We start from the raw sequence: 18,380 nt of genomic DNA, 5'->3' as shown, positions 1-18,380 counted from the left end.
TTGTTCGGCCGCCCATCGGTGGTCACACCCATCGCCCCCGCCTTGCGCATCTCGGCTGCCTGCTCGCGGCGCTTCACGCTCTCGGCGGTTTCCTCGTACAGCATCTGCGCCTCGGGCGCCCCGCGCCGCACCACCGCCAACGCCCTGACCACCACCGTGCGCTCGTCGAACCCGGTACGCAGCACGAACTCGTCACCCACCCGGGGTTCCTTGCCGGGCTTGCAGCGCTCGCCGCGACAGTGCACCTTGCCGCTCTCGATAGCCGCCTTGGCCAGGGCGCGAGTCTTGTAGAAGCGCGCCGCCCATAGCCATTTGTCCAAGCGGACCTTGTCGTCGTCTTCAGGCTTTTGTGCCATGGTTTTTCCTCGAATTCTGTCTTTCACGGAACTGTACTACCGTGACAGACGGATGCAAAAAGTCCGTGCCGTCATTACAGTTCACCACCTCATCCGCAGGGCACGCTTCGTGAAGACATTTGACCACCTGACTGTGATCGGCCTGCGCGAGTGGGTCGCCCTGCCCGACCTCGGTGTTGCTGGCCTGCGCGCCAAGATCGACACCGGCGCCAGCACTTCCAGCCTGCATGCCACCGAGGTCGAGCCGTTCGAGCGCGATGGCCTGCCATGGGTACGCTTCACCGCGCACCTGGGCTCGGTGGTGCAGTTGCGCCACCGCCGCTGCGAAGCACCGCTGGTGACCATGAAGACCATCAAAAGCTCCAACGGCCATGCCCAGACCCGTTACGTGATCCGCACGCCCCTGGCGCTCGGCGACCGGGTCTGGGAAGTCGAATTCACCCTGGCCTGCCGCAAGAGCATGCGCTATCGCCTGCTGCTCGGCTCGAAGGCGCTCATCCATGGCCAACTGGTGGTCAACCCCGGCCTCAAGTACGTCCAGGACAAACCGGCCTTCCCGGCCACCCTTTTCCCTGTCACAGGTGCTGCATGAAGATCGCTGTGCTGTCGCGCAATCCGCGTCTGTATTCCACCCGCCGCCTGGTCGAGGCCGGTACCCAGCGGGGCCATGAAGTGGTGGTGATCGATACGCTCCGGGCCTACATGAACATCGCCAGCCACAAGCCGCAGATCCACTACCGCGGCAAGCCGCTGGAAGGCTTCGACGCGGTGATTCCGCGCATCGGTGCCTCGGTCACTTTCTACGGCTGCGCGGTGCTGCGCCAGTTCGAGATGATGGGCGTGTACCCGCTCAACGAATCAGTGGCCATCGCCCGTTCGCGGGACAAGCTGCGCTCGCTGCAACTGCTGTCGCGGCGCGGCATCGGCCTGCCGGTCACCGGCTTCGCCCACTCGCCGGACGACATTCCCGACCTGATCCAGATGGTCAATGGCGCGCCGCTGGTGATCAAGGTGCTCGAAGGCACCCAGGGCATCGGCGTGGTGCTGTGCGAGACCACCAAGGCCGCCGAATCGGTGATCGAAGCGTTCATGGGCCTGAAGCAAAACATCATGGTCCAGGAGTACATCAAGGAGGCCGGTGGCGCCGATATCCGCTGCTTCGTGGTGGGCGACAAGGTGATCGCCTCGATGAAGCGCCAGGCCAAGCCGGGCGAGTTCCGCTCCAACCTGCATCGCGGTGGCGTGGCCAGCCTGATCAAGATCACCCCCGAGGAACGCATGACCGCCATTCGCGCGGCGAAGGTCATGGGCTTGAGCGTGGCGGGCGTGGATATCCTGCGTTCCAACCACGGGCCGCTGGTGATGGAGGTGAACTCGTCGCCGGGGCTGGAAGGCATCGAGGTGACCACCGGCAAGGATGTGGCCGGGATGATCATCGAGCACCTGGAGAAGAACAGCGGGCCGAATCAGACGCGGACCAAGGGCAAGGGCTGATGGCGCCTTTACGGGCCTCTTCGCGGCTTTAGCCGCGAAGAGGCCCGTACAAACAACAACGATCAGACAGCATTACGCGGCAGCAACAACCCCAACGGCAACCTCACCCGCGCCTCGATCCCGCCACCGGAGCGGTTGCGCAACTCGACATTACCGCCATGCTGCGCGGCGATCCGCTTGACGATCGCCAGCCCCAACCCGGTGCCCTTGCCGCCCCGCGCCCGGTCACCACGGATGAACGGGTTGAAGATGGTCTCCAGCTCCGACTCGTCGATCCCGGTGCCACGGTCCAGCACGCTGAGCACCACGTAGGGCGCGCTCTGGTCGCCCGACACATAGGCCGCCACCTCGACCCCCTTGCCGGCATGATGCAGGGCGTTGCCGATCAGGTTGCCGAGCATGCGCTTGAGCGACACCCGCCGCAGCGGGAACGGTGGAATAGGCTCCAGGCACAGGCGCACCTGCTCTTCGTGCTGGTTGTAGGGCGCCACCACTTCGTAGATCAAGTCGTTGAGGTCGACCTCCTCCACCGGCTCGTCGCGCCCGTCGCGGATGAACGCCAGGAACTGGTCGAGAATCGCGTCCATGTCCTCGATGTCCCGCACCATGTCCTCGCTGAGATCGCTTTCGTTGCCCATCAGCGACAGCGACAGGCGCAGCCGGGTCAGCGGCGTGCGCAGGTCATGGGACACCCCGGCCAGCATCAGCTCGCGCTCGCGCCCGGCCTGCTCGACATCCTCGGCCATCTGGTTGAACGCCCGGTACACTTCGGTCATCTCACTGGGCGTGTCGCTGATCGGCAGGCGCACGCTGCGGCCCTGACCGAGCTGGCGCGCGGCGAACACCAGGCGCTTGAGCGGCTGGTTGAGCTGACGCACGAAGATCCAGGCCGAGGCCGTGGACAGCAGGCCGATGGCCAGGAACCAGCCCAGCACGTTCCAGATCTTCTGCCCGCGCAACGGATGCGGGTAAAGCGGCACCTTGAGCCAGTCCGGGCCCAGGCTCGGCGCGTTGACCCACAGGGCCGGCGGCGCATGAATGCGCAGGCGCACTTCGGTGTCCTCGCCCAGCTCGGCCTGCATCTGCCGCTGGTAGATCTCGCTGTAGGGCCAGTGCTGCTCGCCCTCTGGCACGCCGGCGCCGGTAACGCGGATCAGCCCGGCCGCCTCGGCGATCTGGTCACGATTCTCTTCATCCGCGGCCCAGTAGGCGCGCAGCGTCAGGGCCACGCCATGGCTGTACTGACGATCGACCAGCACGTCCTCGTTCATCAGCAGGTACACGAGTGTCAGTGCCTTGGAGAACAGCACGACGATCAGCACCAGCCAGAGGGTGCGGGCGAAGAAGCTTTGCGGGAACCACAGGGGCGTTTTCATCGATCAACTACTGTGCTGAAAAGGCCGGCTGCCATAGACGAAAACAGGGCGACTCGCATGAGTCGCCCTGTTGCACCCTGACGAGCCGGCAGGCTCATTTGCCGGCGTTTCCGTCCGGCACGAAGACGTAGCCCACACCCCATACGGTCTGGATGTAGCGTGGCTTGGACGGGTCGGGCTCGATCATTCGCCGCAGGCGCGAGATCTGCACGTCGATGGAGCGCTCCAGGGCGTCCCACTCGCGGCCACGGGCCAGGTTCATCAGCTTGTCGCGGGTCAGCGGCTCACGGGCGTGCATGACCAGTGCCTTGAGCACGGCGAACTCGCCGGTGGTGAGCATGTGCGTCTCGTCGCCACGCTTGAGCTCGCGGGTGGCCAGCGACAGCTCGTAGTCGCCGAAGGTGACGGTCTCTTCCTCGCTGCCCGGCGCCCCCGGCACGCTCGGGGCCTGGCGGCGCAGCACGGCCTTGACCCGGGCCACCAGTTCGTCGGGGTTGAATGGCTTGGCCAGGTAGTCGTCGGCACCCAGTTCGAGGCCCTTGATGCGGCTCAGCTCGTCACCCTTGGCGGTGAGCATGATGATCGGGATCTGGTTGTTCGACGCGCGCAGGCGCTTGCAGGCGGACAGGCCGTCCTCGCCCGGCAGCATCAGGTCGAGCACCACCAGGTTGAACACTTCACGGGCCAGCAGGCGGTCCATCTGTTCGACGTTGGGCACGGTGCGCACGCGGTAGCCCTTGCTGGTGAAGAACCGGTCCAGCAGGTTGCTCAGGCCCGGGTCGTCGTCGACGATGAGAATCTTTTCGCCTTCTGTGGCGCTTGCGGTGCTGGTCATGAATTACTCCTCTGATATCGCCGCGCATTATGGCGTAGCCATTGCCGCGCGTGCCGTGTGCATTGTTAGCAGATTTTTCCCCCGGCGCCAGTTCGGCGCTGTGTTCAGCTGGCGCGGCGCCATCACCGCAAGCCCGGCGCGATGGGTATAATGCGCGGCTTTCACCCAGCGTCGCCGGGCCTGAGCGCCCAACCGCGGCCTCGCATTCACTATTTGTCAGGTGGTTTTCATGGACAGCATCAACAGCCGTATCGCCGAGGAACTGGGCGTGCGCCCACAGCAGGTCGAAGCGGCCGTGGGCCTGTTGGACGAAGGATCGACCGTGCCCTTCATCGCCCGTTACCGCAAGGAAGTGACCGGCAGCCTGGACGACACCCAACTGCGCCACCTGGAAGAGCGCCTGCGCTATCTGCGCGAGCTCGACGAGCGCCGCGCCAGCATCCTGGCGAGCATCGAGGAACAGGGCAAGCTGACCCCGGAGCTGGCCCGCGAGATCAAGCTGGCCGACACCAAGACCCGCCTCGAAGATCTCTACCTGCCGTACAAGCAGAAACGCCGCACCAAGGGCCAGATCGCCCTGGAGGCTGGCCTCGGCGAGCTGGCCGACGGCCTGTTCGACGACCCGCAGCTGAACCCGGAAAGCGAAGCGGCACGCTTCGTCGACGCCGAAAAAGGCGTGGCCGACGTGAAGGCCGCCCTGGAAGGCGCCAAGTACATCCTCATGGAGCGCTTCGCCGAGGACGCCGCCCTGCTCGACAAGCTGCGCGGCTTCCTCAAGCAGGAAGCGGTGCTGACCGCCCGTGTGGTGGCCGGCAAGGAAGAGGAAGGCGCCAAGTTCCGCGACTACTTCGCCCATGACGAACTGCTGCGCACCGCGCCGTCGCACCGCGCCCTGGCGATCTTCCGCGGGCGCAACGAAGGCGTGCTGAGCGCCTCGCTGAAAGTCGGCGAAGAGCTGCCGGGCACCCTGCACCCGTGCGAGCTGATGATCGGCAACCATGTCGGCATCGAGAACCGCAACCGCCCGGCCGACAAGTGGCTGGGCGAGGTGGTGCGCTGGACCTGGAAGGTCAAGCTGTACACCCACCTGGAAACCGACCTGTTCGGCGAGCTGCGCGACAACGCCGAAGGCGAGGCGATCAACGTCTTCGCCCACAACCTGCACGACCTGCTGCTGGCCGCTCCGGCCGGCCCGCGCGCCACCCTGGGCTTCGACCCGGGCCTGCGCACCGGCTGCAAGATCGCCGTGGTCGACGCCACCGGCAAGCTGCTGGACCACACCACGGTCTACCCGCACGCGCCGAAGAACGACTGGGACCGCACCATTTCCATCATGGCCGCGCTGTGCGCCAAGCACTCGGTCGAGCTGATCGCCATCGGCAACGGCACCGCCAGCCGCGAGAGCGACAAGCTGGTGGCCGAGCTGGTCAAGAAATACCCGGCGCTGAAGATCACCAAGATCATGGTCTCCGAGGCCGGCGCCTCGGTGTACTCGGCATCGGAGCTGGCGGCCCGCGAATTCCCGGACCTCGACGTGTCGATCCGTGGCGCCGTGTCGATCGCCCGCCGCCTGCAGGACCCACTGGCCGAACTGGTGAAGATCGATCCGAAATCCATCGGCGTCGGCCAGTACCAGCACGACGTGTCGCAGGTGAAGCTGGCTCGCGGCCTGGACGCCGTGGTCGAGGACTGCGTGAACGCCGTGGGCGTGGACGTCAACACTGCGTCGGTGGCGCTGCTCACGCGCATTTCCGGCCTCAACGCCACCTTGGCGCAGAACATCGTCGCCCACCGCGACGCCAACGGCCCGTTCGCCACCCGCGCGGCGCTGAAAAAAGTCAGCCGCCTGGGCGAGAAGACCTTCGAGCAGGCCGCCGGCTTCCTGCGCGTGATGAACGGCGACAACCCGCTGGACGCCTCGGCGGTACACCCGGAGGCCTACCCGCTGGTGCAGCGCATCGCCGCCGACACCGACCGCGACATCCGTTCGCTGATCGGCGACAGTGGCTTCCTCAAGCGCCTGGATCCGAAGAAGTTCACCGACGAGACCTTCGGCCTGCCAACCGTCACCGACATTCTGCAAGAGCTGGACAAGCCAGGTCGCGACCCGCGTCCTGAGTTCAAGACCGCCACCTTCCAGGATGGCGTCGAGGACCTCAAGGACCTGGAGCCGGGCATGATCCTCGAGGGCGTGGTGACCAACGTCACCAACTTCGGCGCCTTCGTCGACATCGGCGTGCACCAGGATGGCCTGGTACACATCTCGGCGCTGTCGGAGAAGTTCGTCAAGGACCCGCGTGAAGCGGTCAAGGCTGGCGACGTGGTCAAGGTCAAGGTCATGGAGGTGGATATCCCGCGCAAGCGCGTCGGCCTGTCCATGCGCATGAGCGACACCCCGGGCGAGAAGGTCGAGGGCAACCGCGGCGGCAACCGTGGCAATGGCGGCAACCGCCAGCAGCAGGCGCCGCGCCAGCGCGAAACCACCACCGCCGCGCCGGCCAACAACGCCATGGCGGCGCTGTTCGCCAACGCCAAGCAGCTGAAGAAGAAGTAATGGACGTTTCCAGCGAATACGTCGAAAGCGCCTTCAGCCAGCTCCTCGGCTGCCGCCTGCAACGCCTGGACACCGGCGTTGCCGAGGTGGCCCTGGCGCTGGCGCCGCACCTGCGCAATCGCGGGCAGAAGCTGCACGGCGGGGCGATCTTCAGCCTGGTCGATATCACCATGGGCCTGGCCTGCTCGGCCAGCCACGGCTTCGACCAGCAGAGCGTGACCATCGAATGCAAGATCAACTACATGCGCGCCGTCAGCGAGGGCGAGGTGCTGTGCACCGCTCGGGTGCTGCATGCTGGCCGGCGCACGCTGGTGGTCGACGCCGACGTGCTTCAGGGCGACAAGCTGGTGGCCAAGGCGCAGGGAACCTTCGCGGTTCTCTAGCTGACAGGCCCCCATCTGCGGTATTTTCGGCGCATTGCTGTACACCTGACCGCGGGGCAAGCCCGCTCCCACGAACGTTCACAGGCTTCGTGGGAGCGGGCTTGCCCCGCGATCAGATGCGCCGGAATCGAGCAAACCAGGCGACAACGCCAGTTCCTTTCCCAACTACCCTTGTAGACCGTTATCTCTACCCCCATATTGGGGCGACTGACGCGTGAAGGAATCCATCTTGAGCGACCTCCTCAACCGCCGCCTGAGCCTGCTCGGCGACAATATCGACCTGCTCAAGCAGTGCCTGCACGGCATTGAGCGCGAATGCCTGCGCGTGACCGACGACGGTCGCCTGGCCCAGACCCCGCACCCCGAGGCCCTGGGTTCGGCACTGACCAACGAGCAGATCACCACCGACTATTCCGAGTCGCTGCTGGAGTTCATCACCCCGGCCCTGGCCGATCCGGCCAAGGTGCTCGAGAACCTCGAGCAGATCCACCGTTTCGTCTACACCAAGCTGGGCGACGAATACCTGTGGAGCCCGTCGATGCCCTGCGCGCTACCGGCCGAAGAGGACATCCCGATCGCCGAGTACGGCAGCTCGAACATCGGCAAGCTCAAGCATGTCTATCGCAAGGGCCTGGCCCTGCGCTACGGCCGCACCATGCAGTGCATCGCCGGCATCCACTACAACTTCTCCCTGCCCGAGGCGCTGTGGCCGTTGCTGCGCGACGCCGAAGGCGGCGAGCAGGACGACCGCGACTACCAGTCCTCGGCCTATATCGCGCTGATCCGCAACTTCCGCCGCTACAGCTGGCTGCTGATGTACCTGTTCGGCGCGTCCCCGGCCCTGGACAAAGGCTTCCTGCGCGGCCGCCCGCACCAGCTCGAAGAACTCGACGCCGAGACGCTCTACCTGCCCTACGCCACCAGCCTGCGCATGAGCGACCTGGGCTACCAGAGCAACGCCCAGGCGGGTCTTACGCCCTGCTACAACAACCTGGCCAGCTACACTGACAGCCTGCGCAAGGCGGTGGGCACGCCCTACCCGCCCTATGTCGAGATTGGCACGCACAAGGATGGCGAGTGGGTGCAGCTGAACACCAACATCCTGCAGATCGAGAACGAGTACTACTCGAACATCCGCCCCAAGCGCGTCACCTACACCGGCGAGCGGCCGATCCAGGCCCTGACCGCCCGTGGCGTGCAGTACGTGGAAGTGCGCTGCCTGGATATCAACCCGTTCCTGCCGGTGGGCATCGACCTGACCGAGGCGCGCTTCCTCGACGCGTTCCTGCTGTTCTGCGCCCTGGAAGAAAGCCCGCAGCTGGACAACGGCGAGTGCGGCCAGTGCACCAGCAACTTCCTCACCGTGGTCAAGGAGGGGCGTCGCCCGGGGCTCGAGCTGCAGCGCAACGGCCAGCCAGTCGCCCTGAAGACGTGGGCCACCGAGCTGATCGAGCGCATCGGCCAGCTGGCCGGGCTGCTCGATCGCACCCAGGGCGGCAACGAGCACGCCAAGGCGCTGGAAGCACAGCAGGCCAAGGTAGACGACCCTGAGCTGACGCCATCGGCCCAGGTGCTGGCGCGCATGACTGAACACGACGAGACCTTCGTCCAGTTCTCTCTGCGCCAGAGCCGCCAGCACGCCGAGACCTTCCGCGAGCAGCCGCTGAGCGCCGAGCAGCAACAAACCTTCGAAACCCTCGCCCGTGAGTCGCTGGCCAAACAGTCCGAGCTGGAGCAGGAAGAAGTCGGCGACTTCGACCTGTTCGTGGGCGCCTACCAGGCCAGCATCCTGGCCATCAGCAACTGATGAACCGCCCCGCCACCCCGCGCAAACCGCGCGCCAGCAGCCAGGCCAGGATCGACGCGATCCTGGCCGCGGCTCGCGAGCTGCTGGCCGGACAAGGGGTGGCGGGGCTGTCGATCTACAGCGTGGCGGAACGGGCGCAGATTCCGCCGTCGTCGGTATATCACTTCTTCGCCAGCGTGCCGGCCCTGCTCGAAGCGCTGACCGCCGACGTTCACCGGGCTTTTCGCGAAGCGCTGAATGCGCCGATCGACAGCACGGCGTTCGGCACTTGGCACCAGCTATCGCGGCTGATCGAGCAGCGCATGCTGGACATCTACACCGAGGACGCCGCGGCGCGGCAACTGATCCTCGCCCAGCACGGGCTGAGCGAAGTGGTGCAGGCCGACCGTCAGCACGACCTGGAGCTGGGCGAGCTGATGCACCGGTTGTTCGACCGGCATTTCCAGTTACCAACAATGCCTGGGGATGTGGATGTGTTCGCGCTGGCGATGGAGCTGAGCGACCGGGTGTATGCCCGCTCAATGCAGTTGCATGAAGCGATCACGCCGCGCATGGCCGAAGAGGGCATGCGGGTGTTTGAGGCGTACCTGGGGCTGTATCTGCCGCCTTATCTGGCCAAGCGCTGATCCTGAGCCCTGCAAAAATCCTGTAGGAGCGGCCTCGTGTCGCGAAAGGGCCGCAAAGCGGCCCCGGCGATCGTTGCATCAACGCTGAAATCCTGGGGCCGCTCCGCGCCCCTTTCCGACCGGTCCGACGCCTCGGCAAGGCCGCTCCTACAGGGACCGTGCAAGACTTCAGAGCTTGGCGATGGACACCTCGGTCGATTTCACGAAGGCGATCACCTCGCTGCCCACCTGCAATTCCAGCTCCTTCACGGAGCGGGTGGTGATCACCGAAGTGACGATGCCGGAGGCGGTCTGCACGTCGATTTCCGACAGCACCGGGCCTTCGAGGATTTCCTTCACGGTGCCTTTGAACTGGTTGCGAACGTTGATGGCTTTGATGGTCATGGCTGATTTCCTTTTTCGGTCTTCGGGGGTTCAGTGAGCCCAACGCAGCTGCGTGGGCAAAGGGGCTACAGGTTCCGGCTCGGGCGGGGTGCCCGGGACGGACAGGACACGGTGGAGCACTTCGCTTTCCAGCGCCGCCAGGCGGTGCGAACCACGCACCCTGGGCCTGGGCAGGTCGACCACCAGGTCGAGGCCGACGGCGCCGTCTTCGATCAGGATCACCCGGTCGGCCACGGCAACGGCTTCGCTGACATCGTGGGTGACCAGCAGCACGGTGAAACCATGCTGGCGCCACAGGCGCTCGATCAGTTGCTGCATCTCGATGCGGGTCAGGGCATCCAGCGCGCCGAGCGGTTCGTCCAGCAGCAACAGGCGCGGCTGGTGAATCAAGGCCCGGGCCAGGGCTACCCGCTGCTTCTGGCCGCCGGACAAGGCCGCCGGCCACTCGTTGGCGCGCTCGGCCAGGCCGACCGCCTCCAGGGCTTGCAAGGCGCGGGGGCGCCAGTCGCCGGACAAGCCCAGGCCAACGTTGTCGATCACCTTCTTCCAGGGCAGCAGGCGCGCGTCCTGGAACATCAGCCGGGTATCCTCGCGGGCCTCGGCCAGCGGCGCCGCCCCAGCCAGCAGCTCACCGGCGCTGGGCTGGTCGAGGCCCGCCAGCAGGCGCAGCAAGGTGCTCTTGCCGCAGCCGCTGCGACCGACGATGGCGACGAACTGGCCGGCCGGGATGTGCAAATCGATACCGCGCAGCACTTCGCGCTGGCCGAAGGTCCGGCGCAGGTCGTTGGCGGCGAGTGGGATGCCACGCAGCAGGCGCGGCGGCTGTTCCTTGAGCACGGTCATCATGCGCCCTCCTTCTTCGCCACCTGGTACGCCGGGTGCCAGCACAGCCACACCCGTTCCAGGCCTCGGGCGGCGAGGTCGGCGAGCTTGCCGAGCACCGCGTACAGCACGATGGCCAGCACCACCACGTCGGTCTGCAGGAACTCGCGGGCATTCATCGCCAGGTAGCCGATGCCGGAATTGGCCGAGATAGTCTCGGCGACGATCAGCGTCAGCCACATGAAGCCCAGGGCGAAGCGCACGCCGACCAGGATCGACGGCAGCGCCCCCGGCAGGATCACCTGGCGGAACAGGGCGAAGCCCGACAGACCATAGCTGCGCGCCATTTCCACCAGCGCCGGATCGACGTTGCGAATGCCGTGATAGGTGTTGAGGTAGATGGGGAACAGCGTGCCCAGCGCCACCAGGAAGATCTTCGCCGACTCGTCGATGCCGAACCACAGGATCACCAGCGGGATCAGTGCCAGGTGCGGCACGTTGCGGATCATCTGCACCGAGCTGTCGAGCAGGCGCTCGCCCCAGTGCGACAGGCCGGTGATGAAGCCGAGCAGCAGGCCAAGGCTGCCGCCGATGAGAAAGCCCAGGCCGGCGCGCCAGCCACTGATGGCCAGGTGGGTCCAGATCTCGCCGCTGCGCACCAGCTCGACGCCGGCGCTCAACACTGCGCTCGGCGCCGGCAGGATGCGAGTCGACAGCCAGCCGGCGCTGACCGCCAGCTGCCAGACGGCCAGCAGCAGCAACGGCAGGGCCCAGGGCGCCAGGCGTTGCGGCCAGGTGGTCGAGGATGCACGACTCATGTTCCGCCCCTCAGCTCTGCGACACGGACTTGGGCAGGATGTCGTTGGCGACCATTTCGCCGAACGGGCTCACGTAGCCGCCGCTCTTGGGCTGCTCGGGGCGCTGCACGTCCAGGTGCGGGAACAGCAGCTCGGCGACTCGATACGACTCTTCCAGGTGTGGATAGCCGGAGAAGATGAAGGTATCGATGCCCAGGTCCGCATATTCCTTGACCCGTGCCGCGACGGTCGGGCCATCGCCCACCAGCGCCGTGCCGGCACCGCCGCGCACCAGGCCGACACCGGCCCACAGATTTGGGGCGACCTCCAGCTTGTCGCGCTTGCCGCCGTGCAAGGCGGCCATGCGCTGCTGGCCGACCGAGTCGAAGCGCGCCAGGGAAGCCTGGGCGCGGGCGATGGTGTCGTCGTCCAGGTGCGAGATCAGCTTGTCGGCGGCGGCCCAGGCCTCTTCATTGGTTTCCCGCACGATCACGTGCAGGCGGATGCCGAAGCGCACTTCGCGCCCCTGGGCGGCGGCTTTCTCGCGCACCTGGGCGATCTTCTCGGCCACGGCGGCCGGTGGCTCGCCCCAGGTCAGGTACAGCTCGACCTGCTCGGCGGCCAGGTCCTGGGCGGCGTCCGACGAGCCGCCGAAGTACAGCGGCGGGCGTGGCTGCTGGATCGGCGGGTAGAGCAGCTTGGCGCCCTTCACCTGGATGTGCTTGCCGTCGTAGTCGACCGTTTCGCCTTCGAGCACCTTGCGCCAGATGCGGGTGAACTCCACCGACGCTTCATAGCGCTCCTGGTGGTTCAGGTGCAGGCCGTCGCCGGCCAGTTCGTCCGGGTCACCGCCAGTGACCAGGTTGAACAGCGCCCGGCCATTGGACAGGCGATCCAGGGTGGCGGCCTGGCGCGCGGCCACTGTCGGCGAGATGATCCCCGGGCGCAGGGCCACCAGGAATTTCAGGCGCTCGGTCACCGGGATCAGCGACGCGGCCACCAGCCAGGAGTCCTCGCAGGAGCGACCGGTGGGGATCAGCACACCGCCGAAGCCCAGGCGATCCGCAGCCTGGGCGATCTGCGCCAGGTAGCCATGGTCGACGGCGCGGGCGCCTTCGCTGGTACCCAGGTACTTGCCGTCACCATGGGTGGGGAGGAACCAGAAAATGTTCAGACTCATTGGAGTTGTCTCCTCAGGGGTGGCTCATGCCGGGGCGACGCCCCGGCGCGGCGAATCGTTCAAGGCGCGCTGGCGACCTTGGCCGGGGGTGTCCAGATCACGTCCTTGATGCTCAAGGGCTTGGGAATCAGCTTCAGGGCCTGGAAGGTGTCGGCGATCTTCTGCTGCGCGGCAATCACCTCGGGCGTGAGCGGCGCGGCGCCGTAGCCCTGGCGCTTGACCGAGGTCAGGGTGATGTCGGCGGGCAGGCCAAGCAGCGGCGCCACCTGGTCCGTGACCTGCTGCGGGTTGGCCTGGGACCACTCGCCCACGGCACGCACTTCCTCGACCAGGGTGTTGATCACGGCCGGGTGCTGGGTCGCGTAGCCGCGAGTGGCCAGGTAGAACTGGTGGTTGTCGACCAGGTCCTTGCCGTCACGCAGGGTGCGGGCCTGCAGTTGTTGTTCGGCAGCGGCCTGGTACGGGTCCCAGATCACCCAGGCATCGACACTGCCACGCTCGAAAGCGGCGCGGGCATCGGCGGGGGGCAGGTAGACCGGCTTGATGTCGGCATAGGTGAGGCCGGCGTCCTCGAGGGCGCGGACCAGCAGGTAATGCACGTTGGAGCCTTTGTTGAAGGCGACTTTCTTGCCCTTGAGCTCCTTCACCGACTGGATCGGCGAGCCCTTCGGCACGAGGATCGCCTCGCTGTGCGGCGCGGGCGGCTCGTAGGCGACGTAGAGCAGATCGGCGCCCGCGGCCTGGGCGAACACCGGTGGCGTTTCACCGGTCACGCCAAAGTCGATCGAGCCGACATTGAGCCCTTCGAGCAGCTGCGGGCCGCCGGGGAATTCGGTCCATTGCACCTGGATGCCCTGCTCGGCCAGGCGTTTCTCCAGCGTGCCCTTGGCCTTGAGCAGCACCAGGGTGCCGTATTTCTGGTAACCGATGCGCAGGCTTTCGGCCTGGGCCTGGCTGATGGCGCCGAAGGACACAGCCGCCGCGAACAGGGCGACCAGACCACGACGCAAGAAGATGGTGCGCATGGCGCTCTCCTGTGCGAGTTGGGTTCGGGTAGCACCTGCTTGCCTCGTTGGCGGGCGAGTAAGGTGGGAACAGCGATGAAACGGTCAGGCCTGGTTCAGATGCTCCAGCGGGCACTGAGCAGGCGTTCGTTGAGCAGCCCCGGCGCGACTGGCCGAGGCCGGCGCGCCAGGGCGCCGTGGAACGTTTCCAGCGAATCTTGCAGACGCTGCTCCAGCGCCGGTGCCAGTTGCGCGGGCTTGCCGCCTTCGCCGTAAGCGATCTGGCCGTCGTCGGCGAAGATCCCTTGCAGGGTCTCCTGCGCCTTGAGAGCAGACAGCACCGGCTTGAGTGCGTAGTCCACCGCCAGCATGTGGGCGATGCTGCCGCCAGTGGCGATCGGCAGTACGATCTTGTGCTCCAGGGCGCGCTCGGGCAGCAGGTCGAGCAGGGTCTTCAGCGCGCCGGCGAACGATGCCTTGTACACCGGGGTGGCGACCACCAGGCCGTCGGCCTGGGCCACCAGTTCGTTGAAGTGGCGCACCTGCGGGCTGTCGAAGCGCGCGTGGAGCAGGTCCTCGGCGGGGAACTCCCGCACCTGGAAGGTCACCACCTCGACGCCACGCTCCTGCAGCCAGTCGCGCGAGCGTTCTAGCAGCACACCGGAGCGTGAACGAAGACTGGGGCTACCACCGACAGAAACAACCAGCATTGAAAGCGCTTCCTTCGATTCGATTGCAGGGCCGCGAGGGGTTGGCCCCGCTGGATGGAAGTGACATTAACAGCTCGTCACATATATCTATAAATCATATTTTCGTATTTATTTATTCCACTTGGAGATATTGAGGCATACCTCTGTAGGAGCGGCCTTGTGTCGCGAAAGGGCTGCGCAGCGGCCCCAGAATCTCAGCAGAGGTGCAGAAAATGCCGGGGCCGCTATTGCGGCCCTTTCGCGACACAAGGCCGCTCCTACAGGGGGATATGCGTAGCTTTCTGACAGACATAAAAAAGGGCCGTCGAAACGGCCCGAAGATCCCTGCTTGGCTAAGAGCAATGCAACGAAGAATTCCTCAGCGGTTGGGTTGCGGGGTCAGACGCAGATAGGGTTTCACGGCCCGATACCCTTTCGGGAAGCGCTGCTTGATTTCGTCCTCGTCCTTGAGCGACGGCACGATCACCACCTCGTCGCCGTCCTGCCAGTTGCCTGGCGTGGCGACCTTGTAGTTGTCGGTCAGCTGCAGCGAGTCGATCACCCGCAGGATCTCGTTGAAGTTGCGCCCGGTACTGGCCGGATAGGTAATGGTCAGACGCACCTTCTTGTTCGGATCGATGACGAACAGCGAGCGCACGGTCAAGGTGTCGCTGGCATTGGGGTGGATCAGGTCGTACAGGTCGGAGACCTTGCGGTCGGCGTCGGCGATGATCGGGAAGTTGACCACGGTGTTCTGGGTCTCGTTGATGTCGTCGATCCACTTGTGGTGCGAGTCGACCGGATCGACCGACAGGGCGATGGCCTTTACGCCACGCTTGGCGAAGTCTTCCTTGAGCTTGGCGGTCAGGCCCAGCTCGGTGGTGCACACCGGGGTGAAGTCGGCCGGGTGGGAGAACAGCACGCCCCAGCTGTTGCCCAGCCATTCGTGGAAGCGGATCTTGCCGGCGCTGGAATCCTGTTCGAAATCGGGGGCGATGTCGCCGAGTTTGAGGCTCATGGAAGCGGCTCCTGTGCTGTGTCTGGCCTTGTGGGTTCAATGTGCCTGCACTGGATAAAAAACAAAAAGAATAAATATCGATTTATTTATAACTATTTTGCATACGAAACTGCAGGCACAAAAAAGCCTCGCACTAGGCGAGGCTTCTTCTGTGCAACGACGACTTACATGAAGTTGTAAGTGTAGTTGAAGATCAGACGGGTCTGATCCTTGTCGACCGGGGCTTCACCCTCGCCGCGGTAGATACCGTGACGCAGGCTGGCGCCCAGGCCTTTGAGAGTACCTTCCTGAATCACGTAGTCGACGCGGGCGTCACGCTCCCACTCGTGGTAGGTACCGTTGCCCGACACGTTACGGATGTCATCGCCACGCAGATAGGAGATGGCCGCCTTCAGGCCCGGTACGCCAACGCGTGCGAAGTCGTAGCTGTACTGACCGAAGGTGGTATTGGTACCGGCGCGGGCGAACTGGTTGATCATGCTGTCGGTGAACAGGTAGAAGCTGGCACCGCCAGCGCCTTCCGGACGACCATTGCCATCGGTGACCGAACCTTGGTTCAACCAGACGAAACCACCGTCATCGCTGACTTGCTGGTGGCCCAGCATCAACGCATGACCACCCAGGGTGTAGGTGAACATCGCGGACCAGGTCTTGTTGTCGACCTTGCCGTCGTTCTTCTCGTAGCCACCGTTGTTGTTGAAGTTGTACGCGCCAGGGCCACCGTTCTTGCCGTCGCTGCTGCTGTCGAAGTAGCGCAGGTCGGTCTTGAACGATTGGTCGTCAGCGATCTTGAAGACGTGAGTGGCACCCAGGAAGTGCTGCTTGTAGAAGTCTTCCAGGTTCGAGTAGTAGTACTGCAGGGTCAGGTCCGGGGTGACCTTCCAGTCCAGGCCGCCGTAACGGAACTTGTTGCTGTCGGCGGTAGCGCCGTTGACCGACAGGCCGGTGCGGTTGCTCGAAGCACGCCCCATGGCATGGGTCAGCTGACCGGCGTTGATGGTCAGGTTGTCGATTTCTTTCGAGGTGATGGTGCCACCTTCGAAGGTCTGCGGCAGCAGACGACCATCGTTGGCTACCAGGATCGGCAGGTTAGGCGCGAGCGCGCTACCAAAGTGAGCTTCGGTCTTGGAGAACCGCGCCTTGGCGTTACCGCCGATGCGTGCCCACTGGCTTGACGAGGAACCGTCGGTATCGCTCGGGAAGAAGGTGCTGCTGTTCGGGTGACGACCACGGCCGCCATCCAGGTGAATGCCCCACAGCGCCTGAACATCGACACCAAAGCCTACGGTGCCTTCGGTGAAGCCGGACAGGTAGTCCAGCTTGAAGCCTTGGCCGACTTCGCGGTTGTCACCACCGCGACCGCGTGCGCTGTCCGGCAGGTTGACTTCACGGTTGTCGTCGTTGAAGTACATGGTGCGCGAGCTCAGGGACAGCTTGCTGTCCTCGATGAAACCTGCAGCGCCTGCTTGTTGGGCGAGAACCCCCATTGCCACGGCCAGAGCCAGGCTGGACTTGTACATGTTTTGCTCCTCTACGTTCTAATTTTTGTGCGTCTCAAGCGGCGGGATCTACTGCCCCACTCGCCCGGATTGGCGATTTAGCACCAAAGCGTGACCGCCAAGTCAATCGTTAACGATCGATCTGCGACTTTGGTCTAACCCGCCGACCTGCGCTACAGGATAATGACAATCCTATAAATCCAAAATGACCGTTTTATGAATCTGTAAGATTTTTACGGAATAACTTTGGAACCTTTACTGCCATTAGTTGTATCGACGACGTCAATCATACCTTTAGGTTATTTGCAAACGTTTGCCGTAGAGCGGGCCGATCCCCGCCAAGCGCAGCCGAAAAAGGCTAGCAGGAGATCCGCATTGCGCCAGTCCGTTGGGGATCGCCCAGGTAACCGCTCCCACAGGGGCAAGCTGAATCAATGAAGTACGACGGGTTCCCTGAGAGCCGGCAGGCCTTCAGAGCATTTGGCTTTTAAGCTAATGCTAAAAAGTTATTTATTTTAGATTTCTTAGATCATCTAGTCTTCTCGCCATCCACCCCCGAATGCCTGACGAGAGGTTCAACCATGATCCCGCACGCTCCGCTGCGCCTGTTCGCCGCCCTGACCCTCGCCAGTGCCAGCTGGCTGGCCCAGGCCGCCGACCTGACGGTGGCCTACCAGACCACCGTCGATCCGGCCAAGGTGGCCCAGGTCGATGGCGCCTATGAAAAGGACAGCAAGGCCAGCATCGACTGGCGCAAGTTCGACAACGGCGCCGACGTGATCACCGCCGTCGCCTCGGGCGACGTGCAGATTGGCTACCTCGGCTCCAGCCCACTGGCCGCCGCCGCGACCCGCAAGCTGCCGGTCGAGACCTTCCTGATCGCCACCCAGATCGGCGCCGGCGAAGCCCTGGTCGCCCGTGACGGCATCAAGACCCCACAAGACCTGATCGGCAAGAAAGTCGCCGTGCCGTTCGTCTCCACCGGCCACTACAGCCTGCTCGCCGCGCTGAAAAGCTGGAACATCGACCCGTCGAAGGTACAGATTCTCAACCTTGCGCCCCCGGCCATCATCGCCGCCTGGAAACGTGGCGACATCGACGCCACCTATGTCTGGGACCCGGCACTGGGCGTGGCCAAGGAGAACGGCAAGGTGCTGATCACCTCGGGCGAGCTGGCCGAGAAAGGCGCACCGACCTTCGATGCCTGGATCGTGCGCAAGGACTTCGCCGCCAAGCACCCGGAAATCGTCAAGTCGTTCGCCAAGGTGACCCTCGACGCCTACGCCGACTACCGCAAGGACCCTCAAGCCTGGCTGGCCGACAAGGACAACGTCGCCAAGCTGGTCAAGCTGTCCGGCGCCAAGCCTGCCGATATCCCGGTGCTGCTGCAGGGCAACGTCTACCCGCTGGCCGCCGACCAGGCCAGCGCGCTCGGCGCGCCGACCACCCAGGCGCTGACCGACACCGCCACCTTCCTCAAGCAGCAAGGCAAGGTCGACGCCGTGCTGCCGGACTACTCGCCCTACGTCAGCGCCCAATACCTGCCCAACTGATCC

The 18,380-nt window shown here is 64.8% G+C and carries 18 protein-coding genes; 7 read left to right on the top strand and 11 right to left on the bottom strand.

Going from position 1 to position 18,380, the window contains the following annotated elements; translation table 11 throughout:
- Positions 1–356 (bottom strand): RNA-binding S4 domain-containing protein (locus N5D48_RS07750; RefSeq protein ID WP_279882821.1); only part of this gene is annotated, 356 nt, incomplete at its 3' end.
- A 142-nt stretch (positions 357–498) separates the two neighbouring features.
- On the opposite strand from N5D48_RS07750, the gene N5D48_RS07745 reads away from it, so the two are divergent.
- Both N5D48_RS07745 and rimK read left to right on the top strand, forming a co-directional pair.
- Positions 499–948, top strand: a complete 450-nt coding sequence (locus N5D48_RS07745) for an ATP-dependent zinc protease (RefSeq protein ID WP_279882829.1) — start codon at positions 499–501, stop codon at positions 946–948.
- A complete protein-coding gene (gene rimK / locus N5D48_RS07740) occupies positions 945–1,850 on the top strand; it encodes a 30S ribosomal protein S6--L-glutamate ligase (protein ID WP_046857513.1) in 906 nt (301 codons plus the stop codon). The genes N5D48_RS07745 and rimK overlap by 4 nt, the downstream gene beginning before the upstream one ends.
- Positions 1,851–1,912: 62 nt before the next feature.
- On the opposite strand, the gene N5D48_RS07735 is transcribed toward rimK, so the two are convergent.
- The gene (locus tag N5D48_RS07735; RefSeq protein ID WP_279882819.1) at positions 1,913–3,226 is read right to left on the bottom strand and encodes an ATP-binding protein; all 1,314 of its coding nucleotides are present in this window, start codon (positions 3,224–3,226) and stop codon (positions 1,913–1,915) included.
- A 94-nt stretch (positions 3,227–3,320) separates the two neighbouring features.
- Complete coding sequence (gene ompR, locus N5D48_RS07730; RefSeq protein WP_279882817.1) at positions 3,321–4,061, bottom strand: two-component system response regulator OmpR; 741 nt, start codon at positions 4,059–4,061, stop codon at positions 3,321–3,323.
- A 229-nt stretch (positions 4,062–4,290) separates the two neighbouring features.
- Between ompR and N5D48_RS07725 the strand changes: the two genes are divergently transcribed.
- From N5D48_RS07725 to N5D48_RS07710, 4 genes are all read left to right on the top strand, one after another.
- Positions 4,291–6,615, top strand: coding sequence for a Tex family protein (locus N5D48_RS07725; protein WP_279882815.1), 2,325 nt, complete (start codon positions 4,291–4,293; stop codon positions 6,613–6,615).
- A complete protein-coding gene (locus N5D48_RS07720; RefSeq protein ID WP_279882813.1) occupies positions 6,615–6,998 on the top strand; it encodes a PaaI family thioesterase in 384 nt (127 codons plus the stop codon). Before N5D48_RS07725 ends, N5D48_RS07720 begins: the two co-directional genes overlap by 1 nt.
- 229 nt (positions 6,999–7,227) lie before the next feature.
- A complete protein-coding gene (gene gshA / locus N5D48_RS07715; protein ID WP_279882811.1) occupies positions 7,228–8,805 on the top strand; it encodes a glutamate--cysteine ligase in 1,578 nt (525 codons plus the stop codon).
- A complete protein-coding gene (locus N5D48_RS07710) occupies positions 8,805–9,431 on the top strand; it encodes a TetR/AcrR family transcriptional regulator (protein ID WP_279882809.1) in 627 nt (208 codons plus the stop codon). The genes gshA and N5D48_RS07710 overlap by 1 nt, the downstream gene beginning before the upstream one ends.
- 168 nt (positions 9,432–9,599) lie before the next feature.
- Here the strand turns inward: N5D48_RS07710 and N5D48_RS07705 are convergent, their stop codons facing one another.
- The 8 genes from N5D48_RS07705 to N5D48_RS07670 form a co-directional block, all read right to left on the bottom strand.
- Entirely contained in the window at positions 9,600–9,815 is a 216-nt protein-coding gene (locus N5D48_RS07705; RefSeq protein ID WP_008095172.1) for a molybdopterin-binding protein, read from the bottom strand.
- Positions 9,816–9,845: 30 nt separating this feature from the next.
- Positions 9,846–10,658: an aliphatic sulfonates ABC transporter ATP-binding protein gene (gene ssuB, locus N5D48_RS07700; RefSeq protein WP_279882827.1), complete on the bottom strand. Its 813-nt coding sequence runs from the start codon at positions 10,656–10,658 to the stop codon at positions 9,846–9,848.
- Positions 10,658–11,455 (bottom strand): aliphatic sulfonate ABC transporter permease SsuC, encoded by a 798-nt coding sequence (gene ssuC, locus N5D48_RS07695; RefSeq protein WP_279882807.1) that lies wholly within the window; start codon positions 11,453–11,455, stop codon positions 10,658–10,660. The genes ssuB and ssuC overlap by 1 nt, the downstream gene beginning before the upstream one ends.
- Positions 11,456–11,465: 10 nt before the next feature.
- The gene (gene ssuD, locus N5D48_RS07690) at positions 11,466–12,614 is read right to left on the bottom strand and encodes an FMNH2-dependent alkanesulfonate monooxygenase (protein ID WP_279882805.1); all 1,149 of its coding nucleotides are present in this window, start codon (positions 12,612–12,614) and stop codon (positions 11,466–11,468) included.
- Between the two features lie 59 nt (positions 12,615–12,673).
- Positions 12,674–13,639: a sulfonate ABC transporter substrate-binding protein gene (locus N5D48_RS07685; RefSeq protein WP_279882803.1), complete on the bottom strand. Its 966-nt coding sequence runs from the start codon at positions 13,637–13,639 to the stop codon at positions 12,674–12,676.
- Between the two features lie 95 nt (positions 13,640–13,734).
- Positions 13,735–14,328, bottom strand: coding sequence for an NADPH-dependent FMN reductase (ssuE, locus tag N5D48_RS07680; RefSeq protein ID WP_279882802.1), 594 nt, complete (start codon positions 14,326–14,328; stop codon positions 13,735–13,737).
- Between the two features lie 358 nt (positions 14,329–14,686).
- On the bottom strand, positions 14,687–15,325 hold the full coding sequence (locus N5D48_RS07675) for a peroxiredoxin (RefSeq protein WP_213659137.1): 639 nt from the start codon (positions 15,323–15,325) through the stop codon (positions 14,687–14,689).
- A gap of 164 nt (positions 15,326–15,489) precedes the next feature.
- On the bottom strand, positions 15,490–16,845 hold the full coding sequence (locus tag N5D48_RS07670; RefSeq protein WP_279882799.1) for an OprD family outer membrane porin: 1,356 nt from the start codon (positions 16,843–16,845) through the stop codon (positions 15,490–15,492).
- A gap of 560 nt (positions 16,846–17,405) precedes the next feature.
- On the opposite strand from N5D48_RS07670, the gene tauA reads away from it, so the two are divergent.
- Positions 17,406–18,377 carry a taurine ABC transporter substrate-binding protein gene (tauA, locus tag N5D48_RS07665; protein ID WP_279882797.1) on the top strand — a complete coding sequence of 324 codons (972 nt, stop codon included), beginning with the start codon at positions 17,406–17,408 and terminating at the stop codon, positions 18,375–18,377.
- Positions 18,378–18,380: the final 3 nt, after the last annotated feature.

It is taken from the genome of Pseudomonas sp. GD03858 (genome assembly GCF_029840925.1).
Classification (GTDB): Bacteria; Pseudomonadota; Gammaproteobacteria; order Pseudomonadales; family Pseudomonadaceae; genus Aquipseudomonas.
Note: the sequence above shows the minus strand (reverse complement) of the source record. Positions and strands in the feature narration are given on the sequence as shown.

Coding starts and splice junctions, on each gene's coding strand:
- rimK (WP_046857513.1), top strand. CDS start 945: ATGAAGATCGCTGTGCTGTCGCGCAATCCGCGTCTGTATTCCACCCGC.
- N5D48_RS07735 (WP_279882819.1), bottom strand. CDS start 3,226: ATGAAAACGCCCCTGTGGTTCCCGCAAAGCTTCTTCGCCCGCACCCTC.
- ompR (WP_279882817.1), bottom strand. CDS start 4,061: ATGACCAGCACCGCAAGCGCCACAGAAGGCGAAAAGATTCTCATCGTC.
- N5D48_RS07725 (WP_279882815.1), top strand. CDS start 4,291: ATGGACAGCATCAACAGCCGTATCGCCGAGGAACTGGGCGTGCGCCCA.
- N5D48_RS07720 (WP_279882813.1), top strand. CDS start 6,615: ATGGACGTTTCCAGCGAATACGTCGAAAGCGCCTTCAGCCAGCTCCTC.
- N5D48_RS07710 (WP_279882809.1), top strand. CDS start 8,805: ATGAACCGCCCCGCCACCCCGCGCAAACCGCGCGCCAGCAGCCAGGCC.
- N5D48_RS07705 (WP_008095172.1), bottom strand. CDS start 9,815: ATGACCATCAAAGCCATCAACGTTCGCAACCAGTTCAAAGGCACCGTG.
- ssuB (WP_279882827.1), bottom strand. CDS start 10,658: ATGACCGTGCTCAAGGAACAGCCGCCGCGCCTGCTGCGTGGCATCCCA.
- ssuC (WP_279882807.1), bottom strand. CDS start 11,455: ATGAGTCGTGCATCCTCGACCACCTGGCCGCAACGCCTGGCGCCCTGG.
- ssuD (WP_279882805.1), bottom strand. CDS start 12,614: ATGAGTCTGAACATTTTCTGGTTCCTCCCCACCCATGGTGACGGCAAG.
- N5D48_RS07685 (WP_279882803.1), bottom strand. CDS start 13,639: ATGCGCACCATCTTCTTGCGTCGTGGTCTGGTCGCCCTGTTCGCGGCG.
- ssuE (WP_279882802.1), bottom strand. CDS start 14,328: ATGCTGGTTGTTTCTGTCGGTGGTAGCCCCAGTCTTCGTTCACGCTCC.
- N5D48_RS07675 (WP_213659137.1), bottom strand. CDS start 15,325: ATGAGCCTCAAACTCGGCGACATCGCCCCCGATTTCGAACAGGATTCC.
- N5D48_RS07670 (WP_279882799.1), bottom strand. CDS start 16,845: ATGTACAAGTCCAGCCTGGCTCTGGCCGTGGCAATGGGGGTTCTCGCC.
- tauA (WP_279882797.1), top strand. CDS start 17,406: ATGATCCCGCACGCTCCGCTGCGCCTGTTCGCCGCCCTGACCCTCGCC.